The sequence below is a fragment of the Variovorax sp. W1I1 genome (genome assembly GCF_030815625.1).
Classification (GTDB): Bacteria; Pseudomonadota; Gammaproteobacteria; order Burkholderiales; family Burkholderiaceae_C; genus Variovorax; species Variovorax paradoxus_C.
In genome coordinates, this window is the sequence record NZ_JAUSWZ010000001.1 from 848,631 (window position 1) to 874,533 (window position 25,903).

General features: G+C 67.0%; 26 protein-coding genes. 14 read left to right on the forward strand and 12 right to left on the reverse strand.

Annotated features, from left to right (window positions below; genetic code table 11):
• Positions 1-54: 54 nt before the first annotated feature.
• Complete coding sequence (gene katG, locus QFZ83_RS04160) at positions 55-2,238, reverse strand: catalase/peroxidase HPI (protein ID WP_307502991.1); 2,184 nt, start codon at positions 2,236-2,238, stop codon at positions 55-57.
• Positions 2,239-2,368: 130 nt separating this feature from the next.
• Between katG and QFZ83_RS04165 the strand changes: the two genes are divergently transcribed.
• The 4 genes from QFZ83_RS04165 to QFZ83_RS04180 all read left to right on the forward strand — a co-directional run bounded on the left by QFZ83_RS04165 (position 2,369) and on the right by QFZ83_RS04180 (position 5,281).
• Complete coding sequence (locus tag QFZ83_RS04165) at positions 2,369-2,995, forward strand: DUF938 domain-containing protein (protein WP_307502994.1); 627 nt, start codon at positions 2,369-2,371, stop codon at positions 2,993-2,995.
• 72 nt (positions 2,996-3,067) lie between these two features.
• Positions 3,068-3,649: a nucleotidyltransferase family protein gene (locus QFZ83_RS04170; RefSeq protein ID WP_306880782.1), complete on the forward strand. Its 582-nt coding sequence runs from the start codon at positions 3,068-3,070 to the stop codon at positions 3,647-3,649.
• Positions 3,643-4,752, forward strand: coding sequence for an SMP-30/gluconolactonase/LRE family protein (locus QFZ83_RS04175; protein ID WP_306880781.1), 1,110 nt, complete (start codon positions 3,643-3,645; stop codon positions 4,750-4,752). Before QFZ83_RS04170 ends, QFZ83_RS04175 begins: the two co-directional genes overlap by 7 nt.
• A 73-nt stretch (positions 4,753-4,825) precedes the next feature.
• Positions 4,826-5,281, forward strand: a complete 456-nt coding sequence (locus QFZ83_RS04180) for a hypothetical protein (RefSeq protein WP_307502998.1) — start codon at positions 4,826-4,828, stop codon at positions 5,279-5,281.
• A gap of 17 nt (positions 5,282-5,298) precedes the next feature.
• Here QFZ83_RS04180 and QFZ83_RS04185 read toward each other — a convergent pair whose 3' ends face one another.
• Both QFZ83_RS04185 and QFZ83_RS04190 read right to left on the reverse strand, forming a co-directional pair.
• Positions 5,299-5,523: a hypothetical protein gene (locus QFZ83_RS04185; protein WP_306880779.1), complete on the reverse strand. Its 225-nt coding sequence runs from the start codon at positions 5,521-5,523 to the stop codon at positions 5,299-5,301.
• Between the two features lie 33 nt (positions 5,524-5,556).
• Positions 5,557-5,952, reverse strand: coding sequence for a RidA family protein (locus tag QFZ83_RS04190; protein WP_306880778.1), 396 nt, complete (start codon positions 5,950-5,952; stop codon positions 5,557-5,559).
• A gap of 125 nt (positions 5,953-6,077) precedes the next feature.
• On the opposite strand from QFZ83_RS04190, the gene QFZ83_RS04195 reads away from it, so the two are divergent.
• Positions 6,078-6,980, forward strand: coding sequence for a LysR family transcriptional regulator (locus tag QFZ83_RS04195; RefSeq protein ID WP_307503001.1), 903 nt, complete (start codon positions 6,078-6,080; stop codon positions 6,978-6,980).
• A 10-nt stretch (positions 6,981-6,990) separates the two neighbouring features.
• Positions 6,991-7,335: a hypothetical protein gene (locus tag QFZ83_RS04200; protein ID WP_307503004.1), complete on the forward strand. Its 345-nt coding sequence runs from the start codon at positions 6,991-6,993 to the stop codon at positions 7,333-7,335.
• A gap of 57 nt (positions 7,336-7,392) precedes the next feature.
• Here QFZ83_RS04200 and QFZ83_RS04205 read toward each other — a convergent pair whose 3' ends face one another.
• The 4 genes from QFZ83_RS04205 to QFZ83_RS04220 form a co-directional block, all read right to left on the reverse strand.
• Positions 7,393-7,977, reverse strand: a complete 585-nt coding sequence (locus QFZ83_RS04205) for a GNAT family N-acetyltransferase (RefSeq protein ID WP_307503006.1) — start codon at positions 7,975-7,977, stop codon at positions 7,393-7,395.
• A gap of 36 nt (positions 7,978-8,013) precedes the next feature.
• Positions 8,014-9,042: a MerR family transcriptional regulator gene (locus tag QFZ83_RS04210; protein WP_307503008.1), complete on the reverse strand. Its 1,029-nt coding sequence runs from the start codon at positions 9,040-9,042 to the stop codon at positions 8,014-8,016.
• Positions 9,043-9,138: 96 nt separating this feature from the next.
• Positions 9,139-10,344, reverse strand: coding sequence for a PrsW family intramembrane metalloprotease (locus QFZ83_RS04215; RefSeq protein ID WP_307503011.1), 1,206 nt, complete (start codon positions 10,342-10,344; stop codon positions 9,139-9,141).
• On the reverse strand, positions 10,341-10,901 hold the full coding sequence (locus QFZ83_RS04220) for a hypothetical protein (RefSeq protein WP_307503014.1): 561 nt from the start codon (positions 10,899-10,901) through the stop codon (positions 10,341-10,343). Before QFZ83_RS04220 ends, QFZ83_RS04215 begins: the two co-directional genes overlap by 4 nt.
• Before the next feature lie 88 nt (positions 10,902-10,989).
• On the opposite strand from QFZ83_RS04220, the gene QFZ83_RS04225 reads away from it, so the two are divergent.
• Genes QFZ83_RS04225 through QFZ83_RS04235 form a run of 3 tightly spaced genes read left to right on the forward strand, consistent with a single transcriptional unit; the run spans position 10,990 to position 12,404 of the window.
• The gene (locus tag QFZ83_RS04225; RefSeq protein ID WP_306880771.1) at positions 10,990-11,424 is read left to right on the forward strand and encodes a DUF3806 domain-containing protein; all 435 of its coding nucleotides are present in this window, start codon (positions 10,990-10,992) and stop codon (positions 11,422-11,424) included.
• A gap of 25 nt (positions 11,425-11,449) precedes the next feature.
• Positions 11,450-11,836: a nuclear transport factor 2 family protein gene (locus QFZ83_RS04230; RefSeq protein WP_307503017.1), complete on the forward strand. Its 387-nt coding sequence runs from the start codon at positions 11,450-11,452 to the stop codon at positions 11,834-11,836.
• A 52-nt stretch (positions 11,837-11,888) separates the two neighbouring features.
• The gene (locus QFZ83_RS04235) at positions 11,889-12,404 is read left to right on the forward strand and encodes a C40 family peptidase (protein WP_307503021.1); all 516 of its coding nucleotides are present in this window, start codon (positions 11,889-11,891) and stop codon (positions 12,402-12,404) included.
• An 18-nt stretch (positions 12,405-12,422) separates the two neighbouring features.
• Here QFZ83_RS04235 and kdsA read toward each other — a convergent pair whose 3' ends face one another.
• Complete coding sequence (gene kdsA, locus QFZ83_RS04240) at positions 12,423-13,268, reverse strand: 3-deoxy-8-phosphooctulonate synthase (RefSeq protein ID WP_306880768.1); 846 nt, start codon at positions 13,266-13,268, stop codon at positions 12,423-12,425.
• A 196-nt stretch (positions 13,269-13,464) separates the two neighbouring features.
• On the opposite strand from kdsA, the gene QFZ83_RS04245 reads away from it, so the two are divergent.
• From QFZ83_RS04245 to QFZ83_RS04265, 5 genes are all read left to right on the forward strand, one after another.
• Complete coding sequence (locus tag QFZ83_RS04245) at positions 13,465-15,537, forward strand: carbon starvation CstA family protein (protein ID WP_307503024.1); 2,073 nt, start codon at positions 13,465-13,467, stop codon at positions 15,535-15,537.
• Positions 15,538-15,545: 8 nt separating this feature from the next.
• Positions 15,546-15,752: a YbdD/YjiX family protein gene (locus tag QFZ83_RS04250; RefSeq protein ID WP_013542989.1), complete on the forward strand. Its 207-nt coding sequence runs from the start codon at positions 15,546-15,548 to the stop codon at positions 15,750-15,752.
• A gap of 177 nt (positions 15,753-15,929) precedes the next feature.
• The gene (locus tag QFZ83_RS04255; RefSeq protein ID WP_307512627.1) at positions 15,930-17,156 is read left to right on the forward strand and encodes a glutamate carboxypeptidase; all 1,227 of its coding nucleotides are present in this window, start codon (positions 15,930-15,932) and stop codon (positions 17,154-17,156) included.
• A 232-nt stretch (positions 17,157-17,388) separates the two neighbouring features.
• The gene (locus QFZ83_RS04260; RefSeq protein WP_307503027.1) at positions 17,389-19,548 is read left to right on the forward strand and encodes a TonB-dependent siderophore receptor; all 2,160 of its coding nucleotides are present in this window, start codon (positions 17,389-17,391) and stop codon (positions 19,546-19,548) included.
• Between the two features lie 121 nt (positions 19,549-19,669).
• The gene (locus QFZ83_RS04265; protein WP_306880764.1) at positions 19,670-20,089 is read left to right on the forward strand and encodes a sel1 repeat family protein; all 420 of its coding nucleotides are present in this window, start codon (positions 19,670-19,672) and stop codon (positions 20,087-20,089) included.
• A gap of 43 nt (positions 20,090-20,132) precedes the next feature.
• Here QFZ83_RS04265 and QFZ83_RS04270 read toward each other — a convergent pair whose 3' ends face one another.
• From QFZ83_RS04270 to QFZ83_RS04285, 4 genes are all read right to left on the reverse strand, one after another.
• A complete protein-coding gene (locus QFZ83_RS04270) occupies positions 20,133-21,788 on the reverse strand; it encodes a hypothetical protein (protein ID WP_307503030.1) in 1,656 nt (551 codons plus the stop codon).
• A 177-nt stretch (positions 21,789-21,965) separates the two neighbouring features.
• Entirely contained in the window at positions 21,966-23,174 is a 1,209-nt protein-coding gene (gene metC, locus QFZ83_RS04275; protein WP_307503033.1) for a cystathionine beta-lyase, read from the reverse strand.
• Between the two features lie 41 nt (positions 23,175-23,215).
• Positions 23,216-24,226: a tripartite tricarboxylate transporter substrate binding protein gene (locus tag QFZ83_RS04280; RefSeq protein ID WP_307503035.1), complete on the reverse strand. Its 1,011-nt coding sequence runs from the start codon at positions 24,224-24,226 to the stop codon at positions 23,216-23,218.
• A gap of 57 nt (positions 24,227-24,283) precedes the next feature.
• Complete coding sequence (locus tag QFZ83_RS04285) at positions 24,284-25,858, reverse strand: rhodanese-like domain-containing protein (RefSeq protein WP_307503038.1); 1,575 nt, start codon at positions 25,856-25,858, stop codon at positions 24,284-24,286.
• Positions 25,859-25,903 lie beyond the last annotated feature (45 nt).

The following is a 25,903-nucleotide window of genomic DNA, read 5'->3' on the forward strand; positions in this document are numbered from 1 at the left end:
CCCTATGGCGAGCACTCGGTGGCGCTATATCGCAATGGCAGCGCGAGGATCGCGCTAGGCCGCGTTGAACCGGCCCAGGTTAATCACCTTGGTCCACGCCGCGATGAAGTCCTTTACGAACTTCTCTTCTGCATCCGAACTGCCATAGACCTCGGCCAGGGCGCGCAGCACCGAGTTGCTGCCGAAGGCCAGGTCCACGCGCGTCGCGCTGCCCCTGCGCTCGCTCGTCGTGCGGTCAACGCCTTCGTACAGGTTGTTCGCGCCGGGCACGGCCTTCCAGGTCGTGTTCAGGTCGAGCAGGCGAACGAAGAACTCGTTGGTCAGCGCGTGCTCCTTCTGGCTGAAGATGCCGTGCCTGGTGGCGCCGACGTTGGCGCCCAGCGCGCGCATGCCGCCCACCAGCACCGTCATCTCGGGCGCCGTCAGCGTCAGCAGCTGGGCCTTGTCGACCAGGAGCGCATCGGCGGGAACCGCATAGTCCTTCTTCAGGTAGTTGCGGAAGCCGTCGGCCACGGGCTCGAGCACCTTCATGGCCTCGACGTCGGTTTGTTCCTGCGACGCGTCCGCGCGGCCGGGGGTGAAGGTCACCGTCGCGGCATGGCCCGCGTTCTTCGCGCCTTGCTCGACACCGGCGCAGCCGGCCAGCACGATCAGGTCGGCCATCGAGATCTTCTTGCCGCCCGACTGCACCTTGTTGAATTCGGCCTGGATGCCTTCCAGCGTGTTGAGCACCTTGGCCAGCTTCGCCGGCTCGTTGACTTCCCAGTCCTTCTGCGGCGCGAGGCGGACGCGGCCGCCATCGGTGCCGCCGCGCATGTCGGAGCCGCGGTAGGTGGCGCCCGACGCCCAGGCCGTCAGCACCAGGTCGGAGACCGACAGGCCCGACGCCAGAATCTTGGCCTTGAGCCCAGCAGCGTCCTTGTCGTCGACCAAGGGGTGATCGACCTTGGGGATCGGGTCTTGCCAGATCAGTTCTTCCTTCGGCACTTCGGGGCCCAGGTAGCGCGAGCGCGGACCCATGTCGCGGTGCGTCAGCTTGAACCAGGCGCGTGCGAAGGCGTCGGCGAACTGCTCCGGGTGCTCGAGGAACCGCCGCGAGATCTTTTCGTAGGCGGGGTCCAGGCGCAGCGAGAGATCGGTGGTCAGCATGGTCGGCACGCGTTTCTTCGACGTGTCGTGCGCATCCGGAATATCGGCCGCAGCGCCCTTAGCCTGCCACTGTCCGGCGCCGGCCGGGCTCTTGACCGCCTCCCATTCGAACTTGAACAGGTTCTCGAAGAAGAGGTTGGTCCACTTCGTCGGCTCCTGGGTCCAGGTGACTTCCAGGCCGCTGCCGATGGCGTCGCCGGCGATGCCGCTGGCATGCGTGCTCTTCCAGCCCATGCCCATTTCTTCCAGGTCGGCCCCTTCAGGCGACGAGCCCACAAGATCCGCCGGACCCGCGCCGTGGGTCTTGCCGAAGGTGTGACCGCCGGCGATCAGGGCAACGGTTTCCTCGTCGTTCATCGCCATGCGGGCGAAAGTCTCGCGGATGTCCCGGGCCGCGGAGACTGGGTCGCCGTTGGCGTTCGGACCTTCGGGGTTGACGTAGATCAGGCCCATCTGCACGGCGCCGAGCGGGTCCTCCAACTCGCGGTCGCCGGTGTAGCGCTTGTCGTCGAGCCAGGTGCTCTCGTTGCCCCAGTAGACGTCCTGGTCGGGCTCCCATGTGTCGGGGCGCCCGCCGGCGAAACCGAAGGTCTTGAAGCCCATGGACTCCAGGGCCACGTTGCCGGTGAGGATCATCAGATCGGCCCACGAGATCTTGCGGCCGTACTTCTGCTTGATCGGCCACAGCAGGCGCCGGGCCTTGTCGAGGTTGACGTTGTCGGGCCAGCTGTTGAGCGGCGCAAAGCGCTGCTGGCCACGACCGCCGCCCCCACGTCCGTCGCCGGTGCGGTAGGTGCCGGCGCTGTGCCAGGCCATGCGGATGAACAACGGTCCGTAGTGGCCGAAGTCCGCCGGCCACCAGGCCTGCGAATCGGTCATCAGCGCATGCAGGTCTTGCTTCAGCGACGCGTAGTCGAGGCTCTTGAACTCCTTGGCGTAGTCGAAGTCCTGGCCCATCGGATCGGACTTGGAGGAGTGTTGGTGGAGCAGGTCCACCCGCAACTGGTTGGGCCACCAGTCGCGATTGACGGTACCGCGACCGACCGCATGGTGGACGGGACACTTGGCTTCCGTTTGAGGCTGGGTCATCGAGGTTTCCAGTTCTTTGTTTGAGGGCTCTGCATTCTGAATCCGTAACGACGAGCAGGGCAAATCCTTTGGCTATGACGACCATAGCGTTCGATACTCTTCAACCTGCCTTCATCCGATCTCAATCCGCATGCCCGAACTCCCCTACAGCCCCGCCGCCGATCGCAACAAGCAGCCCATCCTCGATGCATTGACGCGCATCCTCGGAGAGCACGGCACCGCACTGGAGATCGCATCCGGCACGGGCCAGCACGCCGCGTGGTTCGCAACCTCGATGCCCCGATGGACCTGGCAACCCACCGACGCAGACCCCCGCACCTTGCCCGCGCTCGCAAGCCGGGTCGCGGAAGCCGCACTCCCCAATCTCCGCCCGCCGCTTCTGCTCGACGTGATGTCGCCCCGATGGCCATTGCAGGACACCGCATTCGCTGAAGGAGAAGAAGAAAAGTTCGATGCGATCTACTGCGCCAACATGCTGCACATCGCGCCGTGGCCCACATGCGCCGCCCTGATGCAAGGCGCCGCGCGGCATCTGCGTTCCAGCGGGTTGCTTATCACCTACGGGCCTTATTTCGAAGACGGCGTCCCAACGGCTCCGAGCAACACGGCGTTCGACCAGGACCTGCGTGCGCGCAGTCCCGCCTGGGGCATCCGCCGCCTGGAAGACGTCGCTGCAGAGGCGCGTCGGGCGGGCCTTGCGTTGCGTGAGCGGCATGCGATGCCGTCAAACAACTTGCTGCTGGTCTTCGGCCGCTGAAATCAAGGCTCGCGAACCATGATCCAACTCTCTGCCCCGCCGCCCATACCCGGCTCTGCTTCTCTTCACACCATGCAAGAGCGCTTCATCGCCGACATCCTCAAGAACCGAAACAACCAGGCAATCCTCGCGCGATGGGATGCGCTGGCTCTCCCCGACGGATGGCTGGTCGCCGGCTGCCTTTTTCAAACCGTGTGGAACCTGCGGTCCGGCGCCGCGCCGGAAGCGGGCATCAAGGACTACGACCTGTTCTATTTCGATGCCGACGACACGAGCGAGGCGGGGGAGCGTCGTGTGCAGGCGCGAGCCGACGATGCGCTGGGCGACCTCGGCATCACGGTCGAAGCCTCGAACCAGGCGCGTGTTCACCTCTGGTACGAATCGTATTTCGGCCACTCCTACGAGGCGCTCGGCAGCGCGCGCGATGGCATCGACCGCTTCCTTGTTCCGGCCACATGCGTCGGTGTCCGGCCGGGCGAGCTCTATGCGCCGAACGGTCTCTCCATGCTGTACGACGGCGTGCTGACGATGAACCCGCTGATGCCGCATCGCGAGCTGTTCGACAAGAAAGCGGCGTCGTATCGCGCGCGATGGCCGTGGCTGCAGATTCAGCCGGGCGGTCTTCCTCACGCCAGGACGGGTTCGACATGCTGAAGAAAACCCTTGCCGCATTCGGCCTGCTGCTGCTCGCCGCCATCGCCTACCTCGCTCTCTGGCCCGTCCCGGTCCGACCCGTCGTCTGGTCCGCGCCTACCGACCCCGGCTACACCGGCGCCTTCGCGGTCAACGATCATCTTGCGCAGCTCAACATGATCGACCTCGGCCGCGAAGAGGGCCCGGAGCACATCGTCATCGGTCCCGATGGCAAGCTCTACACCACGGTGCTGAGCGGCAACATCCTTCGCATGAACCCAGAGGGCAGCGCGCAGGAAGCCTTCGTCAACACGGGTGGCCGCGTGCTCGGCTTCGACTTCGACTCAGCCGGCAATCTCATTGCGGCCGACGCCATCAAGGGGCTGCTGTCGATCAGCCCTTCGAAGCAGATCACCGTGCTCACCAACCAGGTCGACGGCCAGCCGATCCGCTATGCCGACGGCGTGGTGGTGGCGCGCGGCAGCGGCACGATGTATTTCACCGACGCATCGACCCGCTTCGCACCGGCCGAATGGGGCGGCACCTTCGAGGCCAGCGTGCTCGACATCCTCGAGCAGTCCGCCACCGGTCGCGTGCTGGCCTACGACCCGGCGACCAAGGCCACGCGCGTCGTCGCGCGCGGCCTCGCGTTCGCGAATGGCATCGCATTGAGCGCCGACGAGAAAAGCCTGTTCGTCGCCGAGACCGGCAAGTACCGCGTGTGGAAGATCGGCATCGACGCGAGCAACCTCGACGTGGGTGCGGGCACCGCCAACCCACAAGCTGCCGTGCTGCTCGACAACCTCCCCGGCTATCCCGACAACCTCATGCGCGGGCTCGACGGCAAGATCTGGGTGGGCCTCGTGAAGCCGCGCAACCCGACCATCGACAAGCTCGCCAACAAGCCGTTCCTGCGCAGCGTGACGATGCGCCTGCCGCGTTCGCTGTGGCCGGTGCCGAAGGCGTATGGACATGTGGTCGCGTTCAGCGAAGACGGCAAGGTGCTCGCGAGCATGCAGGATGCGACGGGGGCGTACCCCGAGACCACGGCTGTCACTGAAACGCGTGATCGGCTCTATGTGCAGAGCCTGCATGCGAAGGGGCTGGGGTGGTTGAAGCGTTAACCTGACCTTGAACAAGACAACGCAAATGCCAGTCCAGGAAACCGCGAATCCCAGATCACGAAGGACGTCTGTCGTGGCCGTGTTCGCACTTCACGCGTGCATCGTGCTCCTGGTGGTGTTGCTGCCTCCGATCGTCTACAGCGCGGTCAGTGCTTCGCGCTACCAGGGAGTCGACTGGCTGCTTTTCTCGGGCGGTGTCACCTATCCGCTGTACGCGATCTACTGGCTTGCCAAGATCAAGAACCCCCGCGTCCGATTCATATTGCTGCATCTGACTTTCGTTCTGATGATTGCGACGGCTACAGCTTTCGTGAGCAACCGATCCGCGCCCCTGCTCGTTGCATTTCTGCCCACCATCGCAGCCGCTCTGCCGATCCTCGGTTCCATCGCCTCGCGGATGTATGGCCGCAGCAGAGTGGCGGTCACATTCCTCGTCAGCAGCCTGATCGCACTTCTGGTGGGTGTGCCGTCCTCTTTGCTGATCGCCTATGGCATGGGGATGGCGGCCATGGGTAATATGCGCTACTAGTGCGGGGATCGATCAGCTCATGATCTCGTCGCACGCCACCTCCCATCCACCAGCAACTCCACGGTGCGCTCGCCGCACTGGCGCAGCACGCCGTCCAGGGTCTTGGCGGCTTCGCGCCGCAGGCCCGCGAACAGAGTAGCGAAGTCGCTGCGTTCTAAGACGCATTTCAGGGTGGCGTCCCACCGCGTGTCGTCGAGCCCCACGATGCGCTGCTCCGTGGCGCCGCCCGATAGTCGAGGCACAGGAAGATGTCGCTGTTGTGCTCGTTGATGACATCAGCCCGTGTGCGCCACCGCCTTGATCTCGATCAACTGATGCGGAAACGCAAGCCCCGACACGCCAACCAGCGTCACCGCCGGCCGGTGCGTTCCCATGTACGCCTTGAACACAGGCACCAGCGCTTCCGTGTGGGCCTGTGGGTCGGTCACATAGATCACCAGCTCTGCAAGATTCGCCTTCGTCACGTTGAACCCCGCGAGCACGCGGTCGAGGTTTTCCAGCGTCTGGGTGGTCTGCGCCGCAATATCGCCTTCGCCGATGAACGCGCCCTGCATGTCGTGCGAGAACTGTCCCGAGATGTAGAGCGTGCCGTTCACGCTGTACCCTTGGCCGACGCCGAAGGCTTCTTCCCACGGCACGCCGTGGCTGTAGAGGACGGGCTGTTGTTTCATGTGTGCTTTCTTTCCTTCCGGACAGTGACTGATGAAGTGATGAACGACTGTAGTCACGCCATTGGCGAAGCGGCTTCTACACAGACGCGAAGCGCATTCCATCCCAGCCACCTCCATCCCCAGCCATGCAGCGCACGAACCTGAACGAGATCCTGGTCTTCATGGCTGTCGTCGACGAAGGCAGCTTCATCGCTGGCGGGCAGGCCATGGGTCTCACGCGCTCGGCGGCGGGCAAGGCGGTGGGCCGGCTCGAAGACAGGCTCGGCGTGCGCCTCTTGAACCGCACGACGCGCACGCTGAGCCTCACCGACGAGGGCCGGGTGTTCTACGAGCGCGGCCTGCTGATCCTCTCGGCGGTCGATGAGGCAGAGGCGAGTGTGGCGGGCCCTGGCGGCGCGCCGCGCGGCGTGTTGCGTCTCACCGTGCCCGACGCCTTCGGCCGGCTGGTGGTGCTGCCGCTGCTGCAGAAATATCTCGCGGCATGGCCCGAGTTGCAGGCCGAGGTGAGCTTCAGCGACCGGCTGGCCGATGTCGTCGAGGATGGTTTCGACCTGGCCGTGCGGATCGGTGCAGGCGGGGAGAGTGCGGACACGGGACTGGTCTCTCGCGTGGTCGCCAAATACAAGGCCGCACTGTGTGCCTCGCCCGCCTACCTCGCAGAGCGGGGCGAGCCGATGGACATCGACGCGCTCGCGGGCCACGACTGCCTGTTCTTCAGCAGCCGCAACCAAAGACAGAGCTGGCGCTTCCGTGGCGAGGGCGGCGACTGGATCAAGGCACAAGGGCGCAGCCGCCTGCGGCTGGACAGCGGAGAGGCCTTGCGCGATGCCGCCGCTGCCGGGCTCGGCATCGCGCTGCTTCCGGACTTCCTCGTGGCCGACGACCTGGCCGCGGGGCGCCTCCGGCAGGTGCTGCCCGGGCTCGACGCAGGCGACGTCAAAATCTTTGCGCTCTATCCGACGCGGCGCCTGCTGGAGCCGCGTGTGCGGCGGTTCATCGACCTGATGGCCGACGAACTCCCACGCTGAGGCGCGACACATGGACTCCTTGATCGACGTCCTGGCGTGGCTACTGATCGGCATCGCCGTCGGCCCGTTGCTGCTGCTCGGCCTCTACGCGATCGCCAGCTACTTCGGACTCGGGATCGCCGACCACATCCTGGCGCTGACCGGCCGGTTCCTCGCGCTGCAGTGGTTCAGCGGCGGCGTGCTGAATGCCGTGGGCGGGATCGCGCTCGCTGCGCTGGGGGTTTGGGCCGTGCTGCACTTCGATCCGCTTCTCCACCGGCTGCTCGCTGCCTTGTTGGTGCCATTCGGGCTCTGGCGGAGCTACTTGGGCGTCACGGTGCTCAGGGCGATCTCGAAGACAGAAGACCTGCCCTGAACCCCAGCGCAGCTGCCTGTATCGATCCGTGGAGGCGACTGGCGAGGCTCGGTGGATTCAGGTCAGGTGCCCGAGCGTGATGCGAAACCGAAGCTCCGGCGTGCCCCCCAACTCCGGCGTCTTGACGAACTCCTCCACAAGCACGCCGCCATTGGCGCGAATGACGTGCTGCGAGGCCAGGTTGTCCGGGCTGGTCGTGATTTCGACATAGCCCAGCCCGATTGACGCGGCCTCCGGCAGCAGCGAACGCAGCGCTTCGTTGGCATACCCTCTGCCGCTCTTCCACGGCACGACGCCATACCCGATGTGGCCGAGGCAATAGCCGGGCAGAGCGTTCGTGCCGTGCTGCCAACGCAGCCCGATGCTGCCGCAGAACTCGCCGTCCCACAGCCATCGCCGATAGCCGGGCAAGCGCGGGACCGTGCTGCCATCGGGAAGCGTGACTGGCGACCCCTTGGCTTCGCGGTCTACAAGGCTTTTCAGAAAACCGTCGGCGTCCGCTCGTATCAGCAGGAGTTCTTCCTGAGTGACCTCGGGCCGGAGGTTGTTGGGCGACCACCCGCGTTCGAGCGCGGCGATGTAGCCCGCCAGATGCTCGCGTGACGGCCAGACCAGTCGGACTGTTGAAGTGGCTTCGGACATTGGCATGAGATCAATTTTCGGTGAGAAGGCAGGGCCTCATGCCACCTGCGGGCGCCAGGCAATGACGCCCTGTGTCCGCGCCCGCACCTCGGGCGAGGCCAGGCAGCTGGCAACCGCCTCGTAGCCCGGCGCACCCGGCCAGGGCGCAACACGGCTCGGCGGGCTGTGGTTGGCGGGGCAGAAGATGATCGACTCATCGGCGCCCACCGCGGCCAGGTCCAGGATCACGCAGGAGCGCGTCAGCAGAAAGAGCGGCTGGGCGTCGGGTCCACGGCGGCGCAAATGCGCGCTCACGGCTTGCTGCGTGGCCGAATCCAGCCCTTGCTCCACCATGTCGACAACCAGCGCGGCCGGGCCTTGGTTTTCCAGTCCGGCGAGCAGCGCGATCAACGCATCGGATACCGTGGCGCCATCGTCGGCAAGCCAGGCCAGCGTCTGTTCGACGCGTGACCTGAGCGCCGTGTCGGCATCGAGCCGCGCCACCGCATTGCCGCCCTTGAGCCGCTCCAGTCCCAGGAACGCAGCGGACGGCAGGGTCTCGGTGATGCGCAGGGCCAGTCGGGTCTTGCCGCTGCCCAGTGGTCCGACGATGTAGTTCAGTGGCCGCACGTCGCGCAGCCTGAACAACTCGCCGCCCCAGGGCCAGGGAAGTTCGAACTCGACATCGATCCTTGCTGCAGCGCCCAGCAGTTGCGTCAACGCCTCGGCTGTCGGTGCCCGGCCTTGGGCGAGGTCGGTCCGCAGATGGCGGACTTTTCCGATGGTCTCCGTCAATTGACGGGCGCGACCCTCTAGTGCCGCCTGGTGCGCGGCCAGCGCAGATTCGAGCGTCGCTGCATCGCCTGCCAGTACGCGCGCCACCTGCGCAAGGCTGAGGCCCAGCGCGCGCAGGGCCACGATCTCGGCGCCGCGGGTCATTTCGTCGGGGCTGTAGGAGCGCCATCCAGCGGCATTGCGCGCCGGCGCCACCAGGCCGCGCTGCTCATAGAGACGCAGTGCCTTGGCGGAAACGCCGAGCCGCCGGGCCGCCTCGGCTGGGTTGAGGAATCGGGTGGAAGCGTTCAAGAATCACCTCGTGGTTGGATCGGACACGGCCTTTATCGAGGCGGCCGCAGGGGCCGGGTCAAGCGGATTCCACACAACGACCCCAGGGGCCCGCGCCTACGGCCGCGCCTGAACCAACGGCTCCAGCTCCGCCCGCAAGCGCCGGATCGTCACCTCATGCCGCAGCGTCTGCGCACCGCGCCCGTACGTCATCGCCTTGCGAACCAGCCGCAGCTGCTCGCGCTGCAGTTGCGTCTTCAGCCGCCTGGCCCGCAGGCCGAAGGTCCAGCCAATCTCGCGGCGGACCTTGTAGCGCTGCAGCGGTGCGCCAAGGCGAATCCATTCGTCGTCGCGGATCAGTTCGCGTTCGGGCACGAAATACGCCGCGAGCGCATGGAGGTACGCGCCGTTCTCGCGTGCGGCAACGCGCCAGAAGAGCCGGGCCGCGATCATCGCGGGGATGCCCTTCACGGCGAGCATCACGGCCATCTCGCGGTAGCTGCCGTCGAAGAGATCTTCCAGCCACGGCGAGTTCCAGATGAAGTGCATGGCCCACGCGAGCGCGAAGCACAACACGGCCACGGCGATCCGCGTCACTTTCGATCGTTCCGGATGCAGCAGGAACCAGGCAACGCCGAAGGACGCGATGGTCGTGTAGGCCGCGTGGCTCCAGAGGCCGCTCAGCAGTCCGCGCGTGAACAGGTTCAGCAGCACCGGGTAGACCTGGTTCTCGAGCGGAAAGTGCATCGAGGCGTTGACGGTGTAGCTCAAGTTCTCCACCACCTGGAAACCCAGGCCCGCCAGGGCGCCGACGATCAGCACCGAGAGGTACGTCTGGAACTGGTTGCGCGCCACCAGCACGAGCAGGATCACGCCCGCGAGTTTCAAGAATTCCTCGGTGATCGGACCTGCGATGGCCGGCCCCCAGGCCGCCACGAAGTCCGGCGACACCAGCTTGGCGCACAGGCCCTGGATGGCGATGTTCGCCGGCGCGGCGAAGTACACCGCGCCCATTCCGCCCCATGCGAACGCGAGCACGAAGGCCTCGGGCGGGTGTTGTTCGAGCAGGTCCAGCGTGCGAAAGACGAGCAGGAAAAGCAGCGTGTAGATGCCCCACACCAAAAGGCCCAGCAACGCGGTGACGGGGACCACGCGAAAGCCCATCGAGAACATGTTGACCGTGTAGAAAAGGCCGTTGACGATCATCGCGGCCAGCAGCCAGAACGCTGCGCGATGCGGTTGCCAGAAGGAGTCGGTGCCCACCGGCCATTCGCCGCGATCCTGTTCGGGGCCGGCGAGTCTCTCTGTGCCCTCAGAACTCATGGCGAAGCCTCCAGGTCCATCGACTCCAGCATGCTGCGGGCCTCGGCCATCGCTTCGTTCAGGCCATCGCTGGCGCCGTAGAAATCGATCTGCACGAGCGACTTTCGCTGAAGGTCGACCACCTGCCAGAACCGGCCGGCGAGCTTCGATCCGTAGTACGCGAAGGTCTTGCCCTGCAGGCCCCATGGCGTGACGAAATCGGAGATGTCGCCATCGATCTCCAGGCGCTGGCCGCGTTCCATGAGGCGCTGCTGGCGCACCAGCGGCCCGTCGGGCCCGCCCACCCAGGGAGCGGTGGAGACCAGGAACTTGTGGCCGCCCTTGAAGAGCATCAACGACCTGCCGGCCTTGGAGCGGGCCACGTCCATCTCCCATCCGGCGGCGGGCTCGAACCGCGCATGGCCGACGGACACGGTCTGCCCCACGGGCAAGGGCCGCGCGCCGGGCGTGTGGTTGTTCCAGAAGGTGAGGCCGCCTACGTAGGCGGCGATGGCCAGGAGCACCGCGAGTGCGCCTGGCCAGGTGCGGTACGGGATGCGGCGTGACGGCTCGGGCATCCGCGAATCGTGCCATACGACGTCAGCACCTTGCCGCGACTTCATGGCAAAGTGCCAGCCATCCCATCGAGTCAAGAATACGCACGCCATGAAACAGAAGATCGAAGCACCCACCACCGACGACCTCCACGCCATCGCGCACCAGTTGATGCATGCGGCCGAGCTGGTGTCCGAGGCAACGGGCGCGACCTTGTCCGGGACGATGGCCGACCTGGCAGCCCTGCAGAAGGTCATCGATTCGAAGATCGTCGAGCCCGAGGCCACGTATTCGCTGCAGGCGCTGGGCCTGGCCTTCGGCAAGGTCTTCGTCGGCACGCGGGCGAACTTCGACTGGTGGATGGTCGAGGACGAATACGGCAGGGACCCGGCGATCCGCTACAAGCAGACGACGCTGCTGCTGTTTCCCAAGACGATGCTTTCCAAGCGCATCGAAGATGGCGAGCAGGTCGATGTCGCCGAGATCTTCAAGGGGTTGCAGGAGATGGTGCAGGAGGTCCTGGCCGAGCACTATCCGGGCGCCTGATGAAGCATTACAAGGAGGTCGATCGATGACGCAAGAGCAGGACATCCGGACAGCGATCGATCGCCACTGGGCGGCCTCCGCCGCGGGCGATCAGGTCGCCGAGCACGAGATCTATCACGACGATGCCGTGTGCGCGTATCCGCAGTCGGGCGAGGTCATCCATGGCCGGCACAACCTGCAGGCACTGCGCAGCCATCACCCCGGCAAACCATCGGGGTTCGCGGTGCGGCGGATCGTGGGGAAGGGTGATCTCTGGATCACCGAGTACGCCATCGACTACGAAGGCAAGAGCGCCTTCACCGTGAGCATCATGGAGTTCAAGGATGGCAAGGTGGCGCGCGAGACGCAGTACTTTGCCGACCCCTTCGATGCGCCCGCCTGGCGTGCGCAGTGGGTCGAACGGGCAGGGTGATCGACGGGCATCGCTAAAGTGCGTGCACGTCCACAAGACCCGCCACCACCCCATGCTCGACACCACCGTGCCAACGCAACGCTCTCGCATGCCGCTGCTCCGACTGCTTTCGATGGGCGTCTTCCTGCTGATGGCGGGCTGCGCGAGCCCACCCACGTCGCAGCGGCCGCCATCCGTCTCCAGCATTCCGCCGCTCACGACCGAGCAGTCGAACAGCATCACGATCCATGCGCTCGGCCTCGTCGGCACGCCGTACCGCTATGGCGGCAACACGCCCGAGGGCGGCTTCGATTGCAGCGGGCTCATCGGATATGTGTACCGCAGCAGCCTGGGGCAGGTGCCGCCGCGCACGGTCTCGCGCATGGCGTCGTTCGGCCGGCCCGTGGCGATGTCGGAAATTCGTTCCGGCGACCTGGTGCTGTTCGGCAATTCCACACCGTCGCATGCGGGCATCTACGTCGGCGACGGGCGCTTTGTGCATGCGCCATCGACAGGCGGCGAGGTGCGGCTCGACCGACTCGATGGCGTGTACTGGTCGCGGCAGCCGACGCAGGCGCGGCGGCCTTGAGCTTCTGAACCCGATTGGCTAGATATTCAGCGCCGGGAACGACTTCACCAGATCGTCCAGTGCCTTGAGCTGCGTCAGCAGCGGCTCCAGCTGCGCCAGCGGCAGCGCGCTCGGGCCGTCGCACTTGGCCTCGGCCGGGTCCGGATGGGCCTCGAGAAAAAGACCGGCCAGGCCGACGGCCATGCCGGCACGCGCGAGGTCCACCAGTTGCTCCCGCCGGCCGCCGGAAGCGGCGGCGCCGGCCTCGCGTTGTTGCAGCGCATGGGTCACGTCGAAGATCACCGGCAGGTCTTGCGTCACCTTCTTCATGACGCCGAAGCCCAGCATGTCGACCACCAGGTTGTCGTAGCCGAAACAGGTGCCGCGGTCGCACAGGATGATCTGTTCGTTGCCGGCTTCCTTGAATTTCTCGACGATGTTCAGCACCTGTGACGGGCTCAGGAACTGCGGCTTCTTGATGTTGATGACGCGGCCGGTCTTGGCCAGCGCCACCACCAGGTCGGTTTGCCGCGCCAGGAAGGCCGGCAGCTGCAGCACATCGACCACCTCCGCGACCGGGGCCGCCTGCCAGGGCTCGTGCACGTCGGTCAGCAGCGGCACGCCGAATTCGGTCTTGACCTCCTGCAGGATCTTCAGGCCTTCGTCCAGGCCCGGGCCGCGGTACGAATGAATCGACGAGCGGTTGGCCTTGTCGAAGCTGCCCTTGAAGACATAGGGAATGCCCAGCTTGCCGGTAACGCGCACGAATTCGGCCGCGGTGCGCAGGGCCAGGTCGCGTGACTCGAGGACGTTGACGCCGCCGAACAGCACGAAGGCGCCGTCGTTGCGAACGTTGATGTCGGGGTGGATGGTGACGGTGGACATGGGGAGTTCTCCAGATACGTGGCGGCATTCTCGCGCCCCGCGGGGACGGGCGATCCGGCCGGGCCCGCGCGCACCTCGGGTTTCCCTCGGGTTTTCCATTACGCAGTGCCACGCGGCCCGCCCACGCGGTCCGACGGATGCCAATGCGCGCCCTTGCGGCAAGACTCCCGGGTTCCAATATCGAGGAGACATCCGCATGCAAACCCTCCGCCGCCACCTGGTGTGGCTGGTCGTGGCCGTCGTCGGCGCCTTCGCGCTCGGCACCGTCGCCCTGACCCGTGGTGAAAGCGTCAACGCCCTCTGGGTGGTGGCGGCCGCGATCTGCACCTACCTGATCGCCTACCGCTACTACAGCCTCTTCATCGCCGACAAGGTGCTGGGCCTGGACGGCAACCGCAAGACGCCCGCGCACCGCCACAACGACGGCCTGGACTACGTGCCGACCGACAAGAACGTGCTGTTCGGCCACCACTTCGCGGCCATCGCGGGCGCGGGCCCGCTGGTGGGGCCGGTGCTTGCGGCGCAGATGGGCTACCTGCCCGGATTGCTGTGGGTGCTGGCGGGCGTGGTGTTCGCCGGCGCGGTGCAGGACTTCATCATTCTCTTCATCTCCACGCGCCGCGACGGCCGCTCGCTGGGCGACCTCGTCAAGCAGGAGATGGGCGTGGTGCCCGGGATGATCGCGCTCTTCGGCACCTTCATGATCATGATCATCATCCTGGCGGTGCTGGCGCTGATCGTGGTGAAGGCGCTGGCCGAATCGCCGTGGGGCACCTTCACGGTGGCGGCCACGGTGCCGGTGGCGCTGTTCATGGGCGTGTACCTGCGGTTCATCCGCCCGGGGCGCATCGGCGAGGTCTCGCTGATCGGCTTCGTGCTGCTGATGCTCGCCATCTTCGGCGGCCAGGCGGTGAGCCAGAGCGCCGAATGGGCGCCGCTCTTCACCTTCGACGGCAAGGCGCTCACCTGGATGCTGGTGGGCTACGGCTTCGTCGCCGCGAGCCTGCCGGTGTGGCTCTTGCTCGCGCCGCGCGACTACCTCTCGACCTTCCTGAAGATCGGCACGATCATCGCGCTGGCCATCGGCATCGTGTTCGTGATGCCGACGATGCAGATGCCGGCCATCACGCAGTTCGCGCAGGGTGGCGGGCCGGTGTGGTCGGGCAGCTTGTTCCCGTTCCTCTTCATCACGATCGCCTGCGGCGCGGTGTCGGGTTTTCATGCGCTCATCTCCTCGGGCACCACGCCCAAGATGCTGGACAACGAGCGCCATGCGCGCTTCATCGGCTACGGCGGCATGCTGGCCGAATCGTTCGTGGCGGTGATGGCGCTGGTGGCGGCCTCGTGCATCGAGCCGGGCATCTACTTCGCGATGAACAGCCCGGCCGCGCTGGTGGGCAGCACCGCGCAGCAGGCGGCGCAGACCATCTCGAGCTGGGGCTTCGTGATCACGCCCGAGATGTTGCTGCAGACCGCCAAGGACGTGGGCGAGACCACCATCCTCGGCCGTGCAGGCGGCGCACCGACGCTGGCCGTGGGCATGGCCCACATCCTCCATCAGGTGATCGGCGGGCAGGCCATGATGGCCTTCTGGTACCACTTCGCGATCTTGTTCGAGGCGCTCTTCATCCTCACGGCGGTCGATGCCGGCACCCGCGCCGGCCGCTTCATGCTGCAGGACTTGCTGGGCAGCTTCGTGCCCGCGCTCAAGCGCACCGATTCGCTGCCGGCCAACCTCGTGGCGACGGCGCTCTGCGTGGCGGCGTGGGGCTACTTTCTCTATCAGGGCGTGGTCGATCCGCTGGGCGGCATCAACACGCTGTGGCCGCTCTTCGGCATCTCGAATCAGATGCTCGCCGCCGTCGCGTTGCTGCTGGGTGTGGTCGTGCTGTTCCGCATGAAGCGCGAGCGCTATGCGTGGGTGGCCATTGCGCCGGCCGTGTGGTTGCTGGCCTGCACGCTCACGGCGGGCTGGCAGAAGATCTTCTCGGCAGACCCGAAGATCGGCTTCCTCTCGCATGCGGCGAAGTACACCGAGGGCCTCGCCAACGGCGTGTTGGTGGCACCCGCGAAGACGCCCGAGGCGATGTCGCGCATCGTCTTCAACGACCGCCTCGACGCGGCGCTGTGCGCGCTCTTCATGTTCGTGGTGCTGAGCGTGCTGGTCTACAGCATCAAGGCGTGCCTCGCGGCGCGCGCGGCCAACCGGCCGACCACGCAGGAAACGCCGTTCGAGCCGGCCGGCACATCGGCCGCGGTGGCCCACTGAGCACGCCCATGGCCCTCGCATTGCCGGAAGCCGGACGCTACTTCGCCCGCTCGCTCAAGCAGTCGCTGCGGCTGATGGTCGGCCTGCCCGACTACGACGCCTACCTCACCCACATGGCGGCCACGCACCCGGACCGGCCGCCGATGAGCTACGAGGCCTTCTTCCGCGAGCGACTGGAGGCGCGCTATGGGGCGGGCAAGGGGCGTTGCTGCTAGGGCCCAGTCCGTTCGTCGTTCGCTTGACCCGCGCGGAACGCGGGTGCTAGCCTGCTCCGCCCGCGAGGAGCAGGCTTTCTTTTTCGTGCCAGGCTGATGCCGCACATCGAACGAACAACAGAAACGGACCTCATGACTTTTTCCAAGCGCCCATCCCCCCTCAAGAACCCCGCGCCGATGCGCGCCGCCTGCCAGGGCGTGCTGCTCGCCTGCGCATTGCTCGCCGCGGCCGGCAACGCCATGGCCCAGAAGCCGCATCAGGGCGCGCTCGATGCGGCCACGCAGCAGAAGGACGAGGCGCTGAAGCTGCTGGAGCGCATGGTCAACATCGACTCCGGCTCGACCGTCACCGAGGGGCTCGACAAGGTGCGAGAGATGGCCGTCGAGGAACTGCGCCAGCTCGGCGCGCGCATCGAGACCTTTCCGGCCGACCCGCACCCCGGCACCAACGTGGTCGCCACGCTGACGGGGCAGGGCAAGAAGAAGATCCTGATCCTCGCCCACATCGACACCGTGTTCAAGGACGGCACCGCCGCGGCCAAGCCGTTCTACATCAAGGACGGCCGCGCCTACGGCCCCGGCGTGATGGACAACAAGGGCGGCGTCGTCGCCGGGCTGCAGGCCCTGAAAGTGCTGCAGAAGATCGGCTTCAAGGACTACGGGCAGATCACCTTCCTCATCGACACGAACGAGGAGATGGGTTCGGTGGGCACCACCGCGCTCATCGAGCGCGTGGCCAAGCAGCACGACGTGGCACTGAACCTGGAGCCGGGCCGCCCGGCCGACGGCCTCGTGGTGGAGCGCAAGGGCTCGGCCACCGCGCTCGTCGAGGTGAAGGGCCTGGCCGCGCACGCGGGCGTCGCGCCCGAAACCGGACGCAACGCGGCGATGGAAGTCGCGCACCAGGTGCTGCAGCTCTCGAAGACGGCGGATGCCGCGAAGAAAACCACGGTCAATTTCACCGTGCTCACGGCCAACGGCGCGACCAACGTGATTCCCGCCACCGCGAGCGCCAAGGGCGACGTGCGCGTGGCCACACCCGAGGAGTTCGACCGCGTCGAGAAGGACCTCGTCCGCATCTCGCAGAACAAGCTGATCCCCGAGACCGAAGTGCGCGTGCGCCTCGTGCGCGGCCTGCCGCCGATGCCACGTTCGCCCGCCTCGGACAAGCTGGTGAAGATGGCCGAGGGCATCTACGCCGAGATCGGCAAGAAGCTCACCATCGAGAGCAGCGGCGGCGCAGCCGATGCGAGCCTGGTGGCCGGCGTGGGCGTGCCGGTGCTCGACGGCTTCGGCATCGTGGGCGGCGGCATCCACACGCCGGAGGAATACGCCGAGGTCGAGAGCGTGGTGCCGCGGGTGTACCTGCTGTCGCGCATGCTGATGGACCTGAGCGCCAACTGATGGATGGATGGCGGGCCGGCTGACCGGCAACTGACCGTGTAGGACGGCTGCTTACAATCGCCGGCTCGCGCGAATGCGACCCTTCACCGATCCACCGGCCGCTGCGCCGGTTCGGATCGGTAAGGGAACCCAACCCAGATTTCTCCAGGCAGGGCCCGTGCGTTTCGTCATCCGATGGATGGCGGGACGGCATGGCGCTTCGCGATTTTTTTATCGCCCTGAAAGAAACCCGATGCCCGTCCGTTCGCGCGCGCCCCGCCTGCGCCTCCAGCCCCTGCCTGTTGCAGTCCTCGCCGCCCTGGCCGTTCTGCACTTCGCCGCACAGGCGCAAAGCGGCACCGCGCTCAAGGAAGTGACCGTCAACGCGGAGCAGGACGCCGGCTACGCGCCCTCCGTCAGCAGCACCGCCACCAAGGGCTCCGCGCCGCTGCGCGACATTCCGCAGGCGGTGAACGTGCTGCCCGCGCAGCTCTTGCGCGACCAGGGCGCAACCTCGATGCAGGACGCGCTGCGCAATGCGCCCGGCGTTTCCTTCAATGCCGGCGACGGCCAGCGCGACCAGGTGGTGATCCGCGGCTTCAGCGCCATCGCCGACTGGTTCGTGGATGGCGTGCGCGACGATGCGCTGTACTTTCGCGACCTGTCGGACACCGAGCGCATCGAAGTGCTCAAGGGGCCGGCGGCCGTGCTGTACGGCCGGGGCTCGTCGGGCGGGCTGATCAACCGTGTGACGAAGAAACCGGTCTTCGAGCGCCCCTTCGGCGAGGTCTCGCTCGGCCTGGGCAGCAACGATTTCAAGCGGCTCACCACCGACCTCAACCGGCCCATCGGCGAGAACATGGCGTTCCGCCTGAACGTCGCGCGCGAGAAGTCGGGCAGCTACCGCGACCAGCAGTTCATCGACCGCTACAACATCGCGCCCTCGCTCGCGATGAAGTTCAGCCCGCAGACCGACCTGCTGCTGCAGTACACCAACGCCTACGACCAACGCCTGACCGACTTCGGCATTCCGGCCCTCAACGGCCGGCCGGTGAACGTGCCCATCGGCACCTACTACGGCTCGGCGCTCGCCAGGCGCGACGACACCACCACGACACGGGTGCAGTCCTTCACCGCCACGCTGAACCATCGCTTCAGCGATGCGCTGAACCTGCGCAACACCACCCGCTACTACAGCTACAAGCTCGACCGTTTCAACACCCTGCCCAGCGGCACCACCGATCCGGTGCGCATGACCGTGGGCCGCACGCGCGGCTTTGTCGACCGCGACGAGAGCGGCTGGTTCAACCAGACCGACCTCACGTGGCGCAACGACCTCGGGGGCTTCAAGCAGGAGTGGCTGGTCGGCGCCGAATTCGGCAAGCAGGACAAGCGCCTGTACTCGGTGTCCTCGGCGACCGGCTACGAGCGCGTGAGCATCCTCAACCCGGTGGCCGTGCCCGCGCCCATTCCGTTCGCGAGCTACCAGGCCACGAGCGCGATTCCGAGCAATTCCACCTTCAAGACGGCCGCGCTGTACGCGCAGAACCAGATCACGCTGGCGCCGCAATGGAAGGCGCTGGTCGGCGGGCGCTACGACGTGTTCGACCAGGAGACCTCGTTCGAGCGCTCGCTCGCGCCGATGTCGCGCACCGACCGCAAGTTCAGCCCGCGCGCGGGCCTGGTCTGGCAGCCCACCGACACGCAGTCGTACTACGTGTCGTACAGCCGCTCGTTCCAGCCGTCGGCCGAGACCTTTGCGCTGTCGGCCAACAACGCGGCCAACGAACCCGAGATCACGGTGAACAAGGAGATCGGCGCCAAGTTCGATTTCCTGGACGGCGCGCTCAACCTCACCACGGCGCTCTTCAACCTAGAGCGTTCGGGCATGAAGAACAGCGACCCGGCCAACCCGGCGCGGCAGATCAACGTGGGCACGCAGCGCACCAACGGCATGGAGCTCGCATTGGCCGGCAAGTTGCCGGGGCGCTGGGACGTCAGCGCGGGCTATGCGTACCTCGACGGCCGCATGACCAAGTCGCTGGCCACGGTGAACGCGCTGCAACTGCCCGTGGGCGCCCCGATACCGGTGCAGGGCAAGGTGGCGGCGCTCACGCCGCGGCACTCGGCCTTCGTGTGGCTCATGAAGGACCTGGGCAACGGCCTGAGCGCGGGCGGCGGCGTGAACTACATGGCCGCACGTTACGCCTCGCTCACCAACCTGGTGACGCTGCCTTCCTACGTCACCGGCGACCTGGCGGCCAGCTACAAGACGGAGCGCTACGAACTCTCGGTGAATTTGAAGAACATCACTGGCAGGAAGTACTACGTGTCCGCGCACGGCAGCGTGGACAACCTGATCATGCCGGGGCCGGGACGCGAGCTGCAGGTGGCGTTGACCGCGAAGTTCTGAACGCGCGCCCGTGAGGGCGAGCCTCAGGCGCCGGCTGAGGCGCCCTGCGCGAATTCCAGTTTTTCTTTTGGCGCGCGCGAGGCCACGATGCCTCCACATCAATGACATGTGGAGAACGTCGATGGCATCCGAACTCAACCAGATCGCGAGCTGGTCGCTGCGCTGGCGCATTTTTCTCTCGGGCGTGCTCTGCCTCATGGCGGCGTTCGCCGCGGCGGGCCCGTCGGACCGCAGCCTCGAACTGCATGCGGCGCAGCGCTTCCAACTCGCGCTCGAAGCCCAGACCGCCCGCGACTACCGCACGATGCTCGTGCAACTGCGCGAGGCCGCGACGCAGGGCGATGCCGAAGCGCAGGAAATGCTCGGCATGGTGCTGCTCACAGGACCGGTGCTCTATGGCATGTCGGTGCGCGCCGATCGCTGCGAGGCGCGGCAGTGGATGCGCCAGGCCGCGATGCAGGGCAGTGAAACGGCGAAGGTGCAGCTCACGTTTCTCAATCGCTTGCGCAACTCGCCGGCGGGCGCGAGCGCTTGCGATTGATTGACCTGAAGCGAGCGGGCAGGTGCGGCCCGCTCGTTGCGCTTTACGGCAGCCTGGACGCGCCGAGCAGGTAGTCGCTCACCTCGTCGGAGAACCACACGAGTTTTCCTTCGACGATCACGCCGTCCGAGCCACCCGGATCGGGCTGCGCGGTGGGCATGCCGTGCGCGACCAGCGCCTCGGCGCAGCCGACCCAGTCGCCGTCGTCGGTGGGCTGGTTGAGCGAGGCCCACGACAGCGTGCCGCGGACGTTGTCGCCGAAGCCGTGCCGCTCGGTCCAGCTGGCGCCATGCGCGAGCAGGAAACGCGCAAGCGCAGCATCGCCGCGGAACACCGCCTGGTTCAGCGCGGAGCCGTCCAAGTCGCCGCCGGTCGTGGCGATCGGCCAGCCGAGCTCGATCATGAGCTGCACGGCCGCGCCGCAGTCCGGCTGCGCGGCGAGCTCGGGGAGCAGGCGCAGTTGCGCAGGAGACAGCGTGGCAAGCACCGTTGGATGTTCTTGCTGGAGGCGCCGTGCGGCGAGCCCGTCGCCGCGAGCGCATGCGGCGACGAACTGCTCGTCGAGCGGCAACTGCGCATCGCCGCCGGTGCGTTGCGCGAGCAGTTGCGCCACGTCCGTCAGTCCGAAACGCAGCGCCAGCGTGTGCGCATCGATGCCTTCGGGCGTGCGCGCCGACGCATCGGCACCGGCGTCCAGCAGCGCCTCGATGTGCGCGGCCGAGCGCCGCCGCCGGATGGCCCAGAGCAGCGGCCGTCCCCAACTGATCGAGGGTTCTCCGGGCGCGGCCTCATTCGGATCGCCGCCGTGGGCGAGCAGCAGCTGCAGCGATTCGAGCTGGTCGAGGTCGAGCACGCGGTAGAGCGCATTCGTGCCGCCGACGCGCGCTCCGGCCTTAAGCAGCAGGCGCGTGCAGGCGGGTTCTTCGAGCGAGTGATAGAGCGATTCGCCATCGTTCGGATCTGCGCCGGCGTCGAGCAGCAGCCGCGTGATCTCCACGTCGCGGTTCTGTCCGGCTGCGCCGTACAGCGCGGACAGGCGGTCTGTTTCGGACGGCGCAGCCAGCGAAGCGGGCGGCCAGCGGCTGCCGATGGTCTGGTTCGGATCGGCGCCGGCATCGAGCAGCAGCTTCGCGCAGGTGCGCAGGCGCTCGCGAAAGGCCGGCAACTGCACCAGGCTGGAGTACGCGACGGCATTGAGCGGCGGCAGCAGGAGCGGACCGCCCGCGCGTCGGACCCATTCGGGATCGCGTGCGATCGCCCGGCGCACCACATCGGCATCGCCGATGGCGCAGGCGAGGTACGGATCGTCGCCCAGGAGGCCCGGGCTTTCTTCGAGCAGGCGCGCAGCCACCGCGGGCTTGGCCAGGTTGTTGCCGCCCGAAATCTCGCCCGCATACGCGGCGCGCAGCCAGAGCAGCACGGCGCGGGCCGGGTCGTTCGCCTGCGCGATACGGGCAAGCACGAAGCCCTGCAGATCGACCCACGACACGAAGCCGTATTCGCGCGCGAGACACGACTGCGCATCGTGCAGGCGCAGGCCGAGCGCTGCGATGGCGGGGTCGTCCTTGCGGGCGGCGGCAGGGAGGGCGTCGCGGAACCGGGAGAAGGTGGCGGGGTCGCCGCGGCGGTAGCTGGCAAGCAGCTCTTTGGCTTGCTTCTTGAGATGCCCGAGATCGGGCCGAGCGGGAATGCGTTTCACATGAACCTCCGTGCATGAAGCGCCGACGACCCGCAAATCCGGCTGCACAAAGGAGCTGGTAGATGGCGCCGCGCGAGCGCGCGGCAGCATGCGAAAGCAAGTGGGTTCAACCCTTCCCGCGGGCCCGGGCGCGGCTTGCACCGCGGGGGCGATGTTAGGGCATGAGGCGCAAGAGGGTCAACGCGAACCGGCCATCGCCGCGAATCCGCGTGCCAGGTCGGCCATCAGGTCGGCCGGCGCTTCCAGGCCGATGTGCAGCCGCACCACCGCACCGCGCGTGCTCCAGTCGGTCACGCTGCGTGCGGCGCGCATGTTGGTCCACGCCACAAGGCTTTCGTATCCGCCCCATGACGAGCCGCGGCCGAAGAGAGTCAGCGCATCGACGAAGCGCTCGACGGCCGCGTTCTCGGTGCCCGGCTTGAACTCGAAAGAGATCAGCCCGTTGGTGCCGCTGCAATCGCGCTGCCAGACGTCGTGGCCGGGGTGCTGCGGCAAGGCGGGGCAGAACACCGTCGCCACTTCGGGCCGCGCTTCGAGCCAGTGCGCCACTTCGAGCGCATGCCGCTCGTGCATCTGCAATCGCGCCGAGAGCGTGCGCATGCCGCGCAGCACCAGCCAGGCATCGTCGGGGCTCACGGTCATGCCGAAAGCGTCGCAGCGTTCGTTGAGCGGCTGCCACGCTTCGCGCGTGGTGGCGACGGTGCCCATCATCACGTCGGAGTGGCCCGAGAGGTACTTGGTGGCGGCCATGGTGGAAATGTCTGCGCCGAGCGCGAGCGGCCGGTACTGCACGCCCGAACCCCAGGTGTTGTCGGCCGCGAGCAGTGCGCCGCGTGCATGCGCGAGCGCGGCGAGCTTGGGCAGGTCGCACATTTCGTAGACCAGCGAGCCGGGGCATTCTGCGTACACGAGCCGCGTGGTGGGCTCGAACAGGTCTTCGATGCCGCTCCCGTCCGCCGCGAAGAAGCTGCTGCGAATGCCGTACGGCTCGAGGAACGAATGCACGAGGTTGCGCGTCGGCTCGTACACGCTGTCGGACATCAGCACATGGTCGCCCGGCTTCAGGTACGACAGCAGCACCATGCCGATGGCCGCGAGCCCGGTCGGAAAGAGCCGCGTGCGATACGCGCCTTCGAGCTCGCTCACCGCGTCTTCGAGCGCGAAGGTGGTGGGCGTGCCGCGCGCGCCGTAGCTGAAGGCGCGTTCGTCGTCGCGACGCGCGCGGGTGTCGCGCATTGCGGCCACGCTGTCGAACAGCACGGTGCTCGCTCGCACCAGCGGCGTGTTGACGGGCGTGCCGCCGAAGTACGCCGGCGCTTTGCCGGTGCGCGTGAGCCGCGTATCAAGGGCCTGGGCCGCGGGGTCTTCTTTGTGCGAGTCGGACATGGTGGTGGTCTATCGAGCGTGGGCCAAGCCGCTATGGTGCGTCAATCCGCCTTCGCACCGGAGAGCTTGACGATGCGGGACCAGCGGTCGATGTCCAGTTTCAGCTGCGCGGCGAAGGCCTCCGACGAGTTGGCCACCACTTCGCTGCCGCCATCGTTCACCAGCTTGGTCACCTCGGGCAGGCGCAGCGTGCGCACGATGGCTTCGTTGAGATAAGCCACGCGCTCGGGCGGCGTGCCGGCCGGTGCGAAGAAGCCGTACCAGTCTTCGAAGCGCGCGCCGGCGTAGCCCAGCTCTTCGAGGGTCGGCGACTTGGCGAACACGCCGATGCGGCGCGGGCTGGTCACGGCGAGCACTCGAAGCTTGCCGTTCTGCACGAGGCCCGCGACCGAGGCGGTGGAAGTCACGAGCACATCGACCTGCCCGCCGAGGAGGTCGGTCAACGCGGGACCGGCGCCCTTGTAGGGCACGTGGGTCATGTCGATCCCGTTGTCCTTGGCGAGCACCACGCCCACGAGGTGCGAGAGCGTGCCGTTGCCCGGCGTCGCGTAGGTCACCTTGCCGGGCGTCGCCTTGGCCTTGGTGGCGAGGTCGCCAAAGCTCTTGAGCGCCGAGTTGGCGTCGACCACGAGTGCGAGCGGCGCTGCGTTGATCTGCGTGATCGGGATGAAGTTCTTGATCGGATCGAACCCGGCCGAGGCATAGAGCGTGGGGTTCACCGCCATGATCGACACCTGCGAGGTGAGCACGGTGTAGCCGTCGGGTTTGGACTCGGCCACCGTCTTGGCGCCGATGTTCCCGCCGGCGCCGCCGCGGTTGTCGACCACCGCGGCCTGTCCCATGATTTCCGGCAGGCGCGTGGTGACCAGGCGCGCCGTCGCGTCGTTGCCGCCGCCGGGCGGGAAGGGCGAGATGAACTTCACTGTCTGCGTCGGGAAGCCGTTGCGCGCGGGCAGCGGGTCGGCCGATGCGGGCTGCAGGGCCAGCGCCGCGAGCCACGTGGCGGCAAGGGCGAGACGAGCGAGATGCGGAACGCGGAAGGCAGACGACATGGCAGGACTCCTGAAATAGGAACGGACAACGACGAGCGGAAATGGAGAAAGCGGTGGCTAGGTGTGCGATGCGGCCGAGGGCAGCCTGAACGCGGCGCGCTCCTGTGCATCGAGCTGCGCGACAAGGCCTGTCTCCCACGCGAGGTAGCGGCGCGCGGCCTCCTTGTTGCCGTCGTGCCGGTCGTGCACGAAGAAGAGGTAGTCGATGCAGTCGCTATCGGCGGGCAACGCGGGCGTGGCTTCGACGGGCAGGCCGGCGGCGCGCCATGCGGCCATGCCGCCTTCGAGCAGGAGCGGAGCGTGATCGGCGAGTTCGGACGCGGCGGCCCATGCGGCGAGCGCAGTGTCGTCGGCGACCAGCACGATCTGTCGCGTCTCGCCCTTCACGTCTTCGGCAAGGCGCGGACGAATCGACCAACGCGCCTGCGGGATGTGACCCGCGCGAAATTGCATGCTGCCGCGCAGGTCGATCAACGCGATGTCGTTTTGCGTAAGCCGCGCAGACAGCGTTTGCGCATCGATGGTCTTCATTGCAGGCGCTGTCGGCGCGACTGCAGACGCGAGCGACAACCCGCTCGCGAGCCCGCCTTCAAGCACGCTCGCGTCGTGCCCCATCTGCCGCAGCCAGCTCGCGATGGTGGGCGCACGCACGCCGTCGTTGTCGATCAGCACAAGCCGCGCACCGCGCACGCCGAAGTACTGGTCGCCTGCCTGCATCAACTGGCCGCCGGGCGTGTGCTGCGCGCCGGGCAGGCTGCCGGCCGCGAATTCCTCGGGCGTGCGCACGTCGCAGAGGAACAGGGTGCGATCCGTTTCTGCTGCCCATTGCTGCACGGTCTTCGCCGTCACCGTCGGCACATCGAAGCGCTCGGCCAGCGCCTTCGCGGCAGGGCGCAGGTCGGTGTTGCCGCTGTCGGCCGCATAGCGCTGCGTGCCGCCGTGTTCGAGCGTGTGGTCGTTCAGGTACCAACCCTGCGTGCCGTTCTCCAGCGCATAGACCGGGTTCGGCAGTCCGAGGTTGATGAGCGTCTGCGCGCCGATGATGCTGCGCGTGCGGCCCGCGCAGTTGATGACGATGGGTGTGGTCGTGTCGGGCACGAGCTGCCGCACGCGGTAGGCCAATTCACCGTTGGGGCAGCAGGTGGCGCCGGGGATGTTCATCTTGTGGAACTCGCTGACGGGACGGCCGTCGAGCACCACGACCTTGTCCTTGCGCGCGAGCATCTCGGCCAATTGGTCGGCGCTGACGCGCGGCGTGTGGTACGTCTCCTCGGCCAGTTCGCCGAAGGTCTTGGAGGGCAGGTTCACGCCCGCGAAGAGGACGTAGCCCGCGGCCTTCCACGCGGGTGCGCCGCCTTGCAGCACATGCACGTCGGTGTAGCCCAGCGTGGTGAGCCGTTCGGCCGCGCGCAGGGCCACATCGGATTCGCCATCGTCGTACGCGACCACCCGCACGCTGCGGCGCGGCACGAGGCGCGGCGCGTCGATCTCGAGCCGGCTGAAGGGCAGCGGGATGCCGTAGAAGAGATGTGCCTCGCCGTACTGGCCGTGCTCGCGCACGTCGAGCAGTGCGATCTCGCCGCCGTCGTGCAGCCAGGATTTGAGGGTCTTCGGGTCGATGTGAGAAGTCATGGGGCAAGTCGTTGGGACGAACGAGGTCCTGCAAGGCGCGCGCCT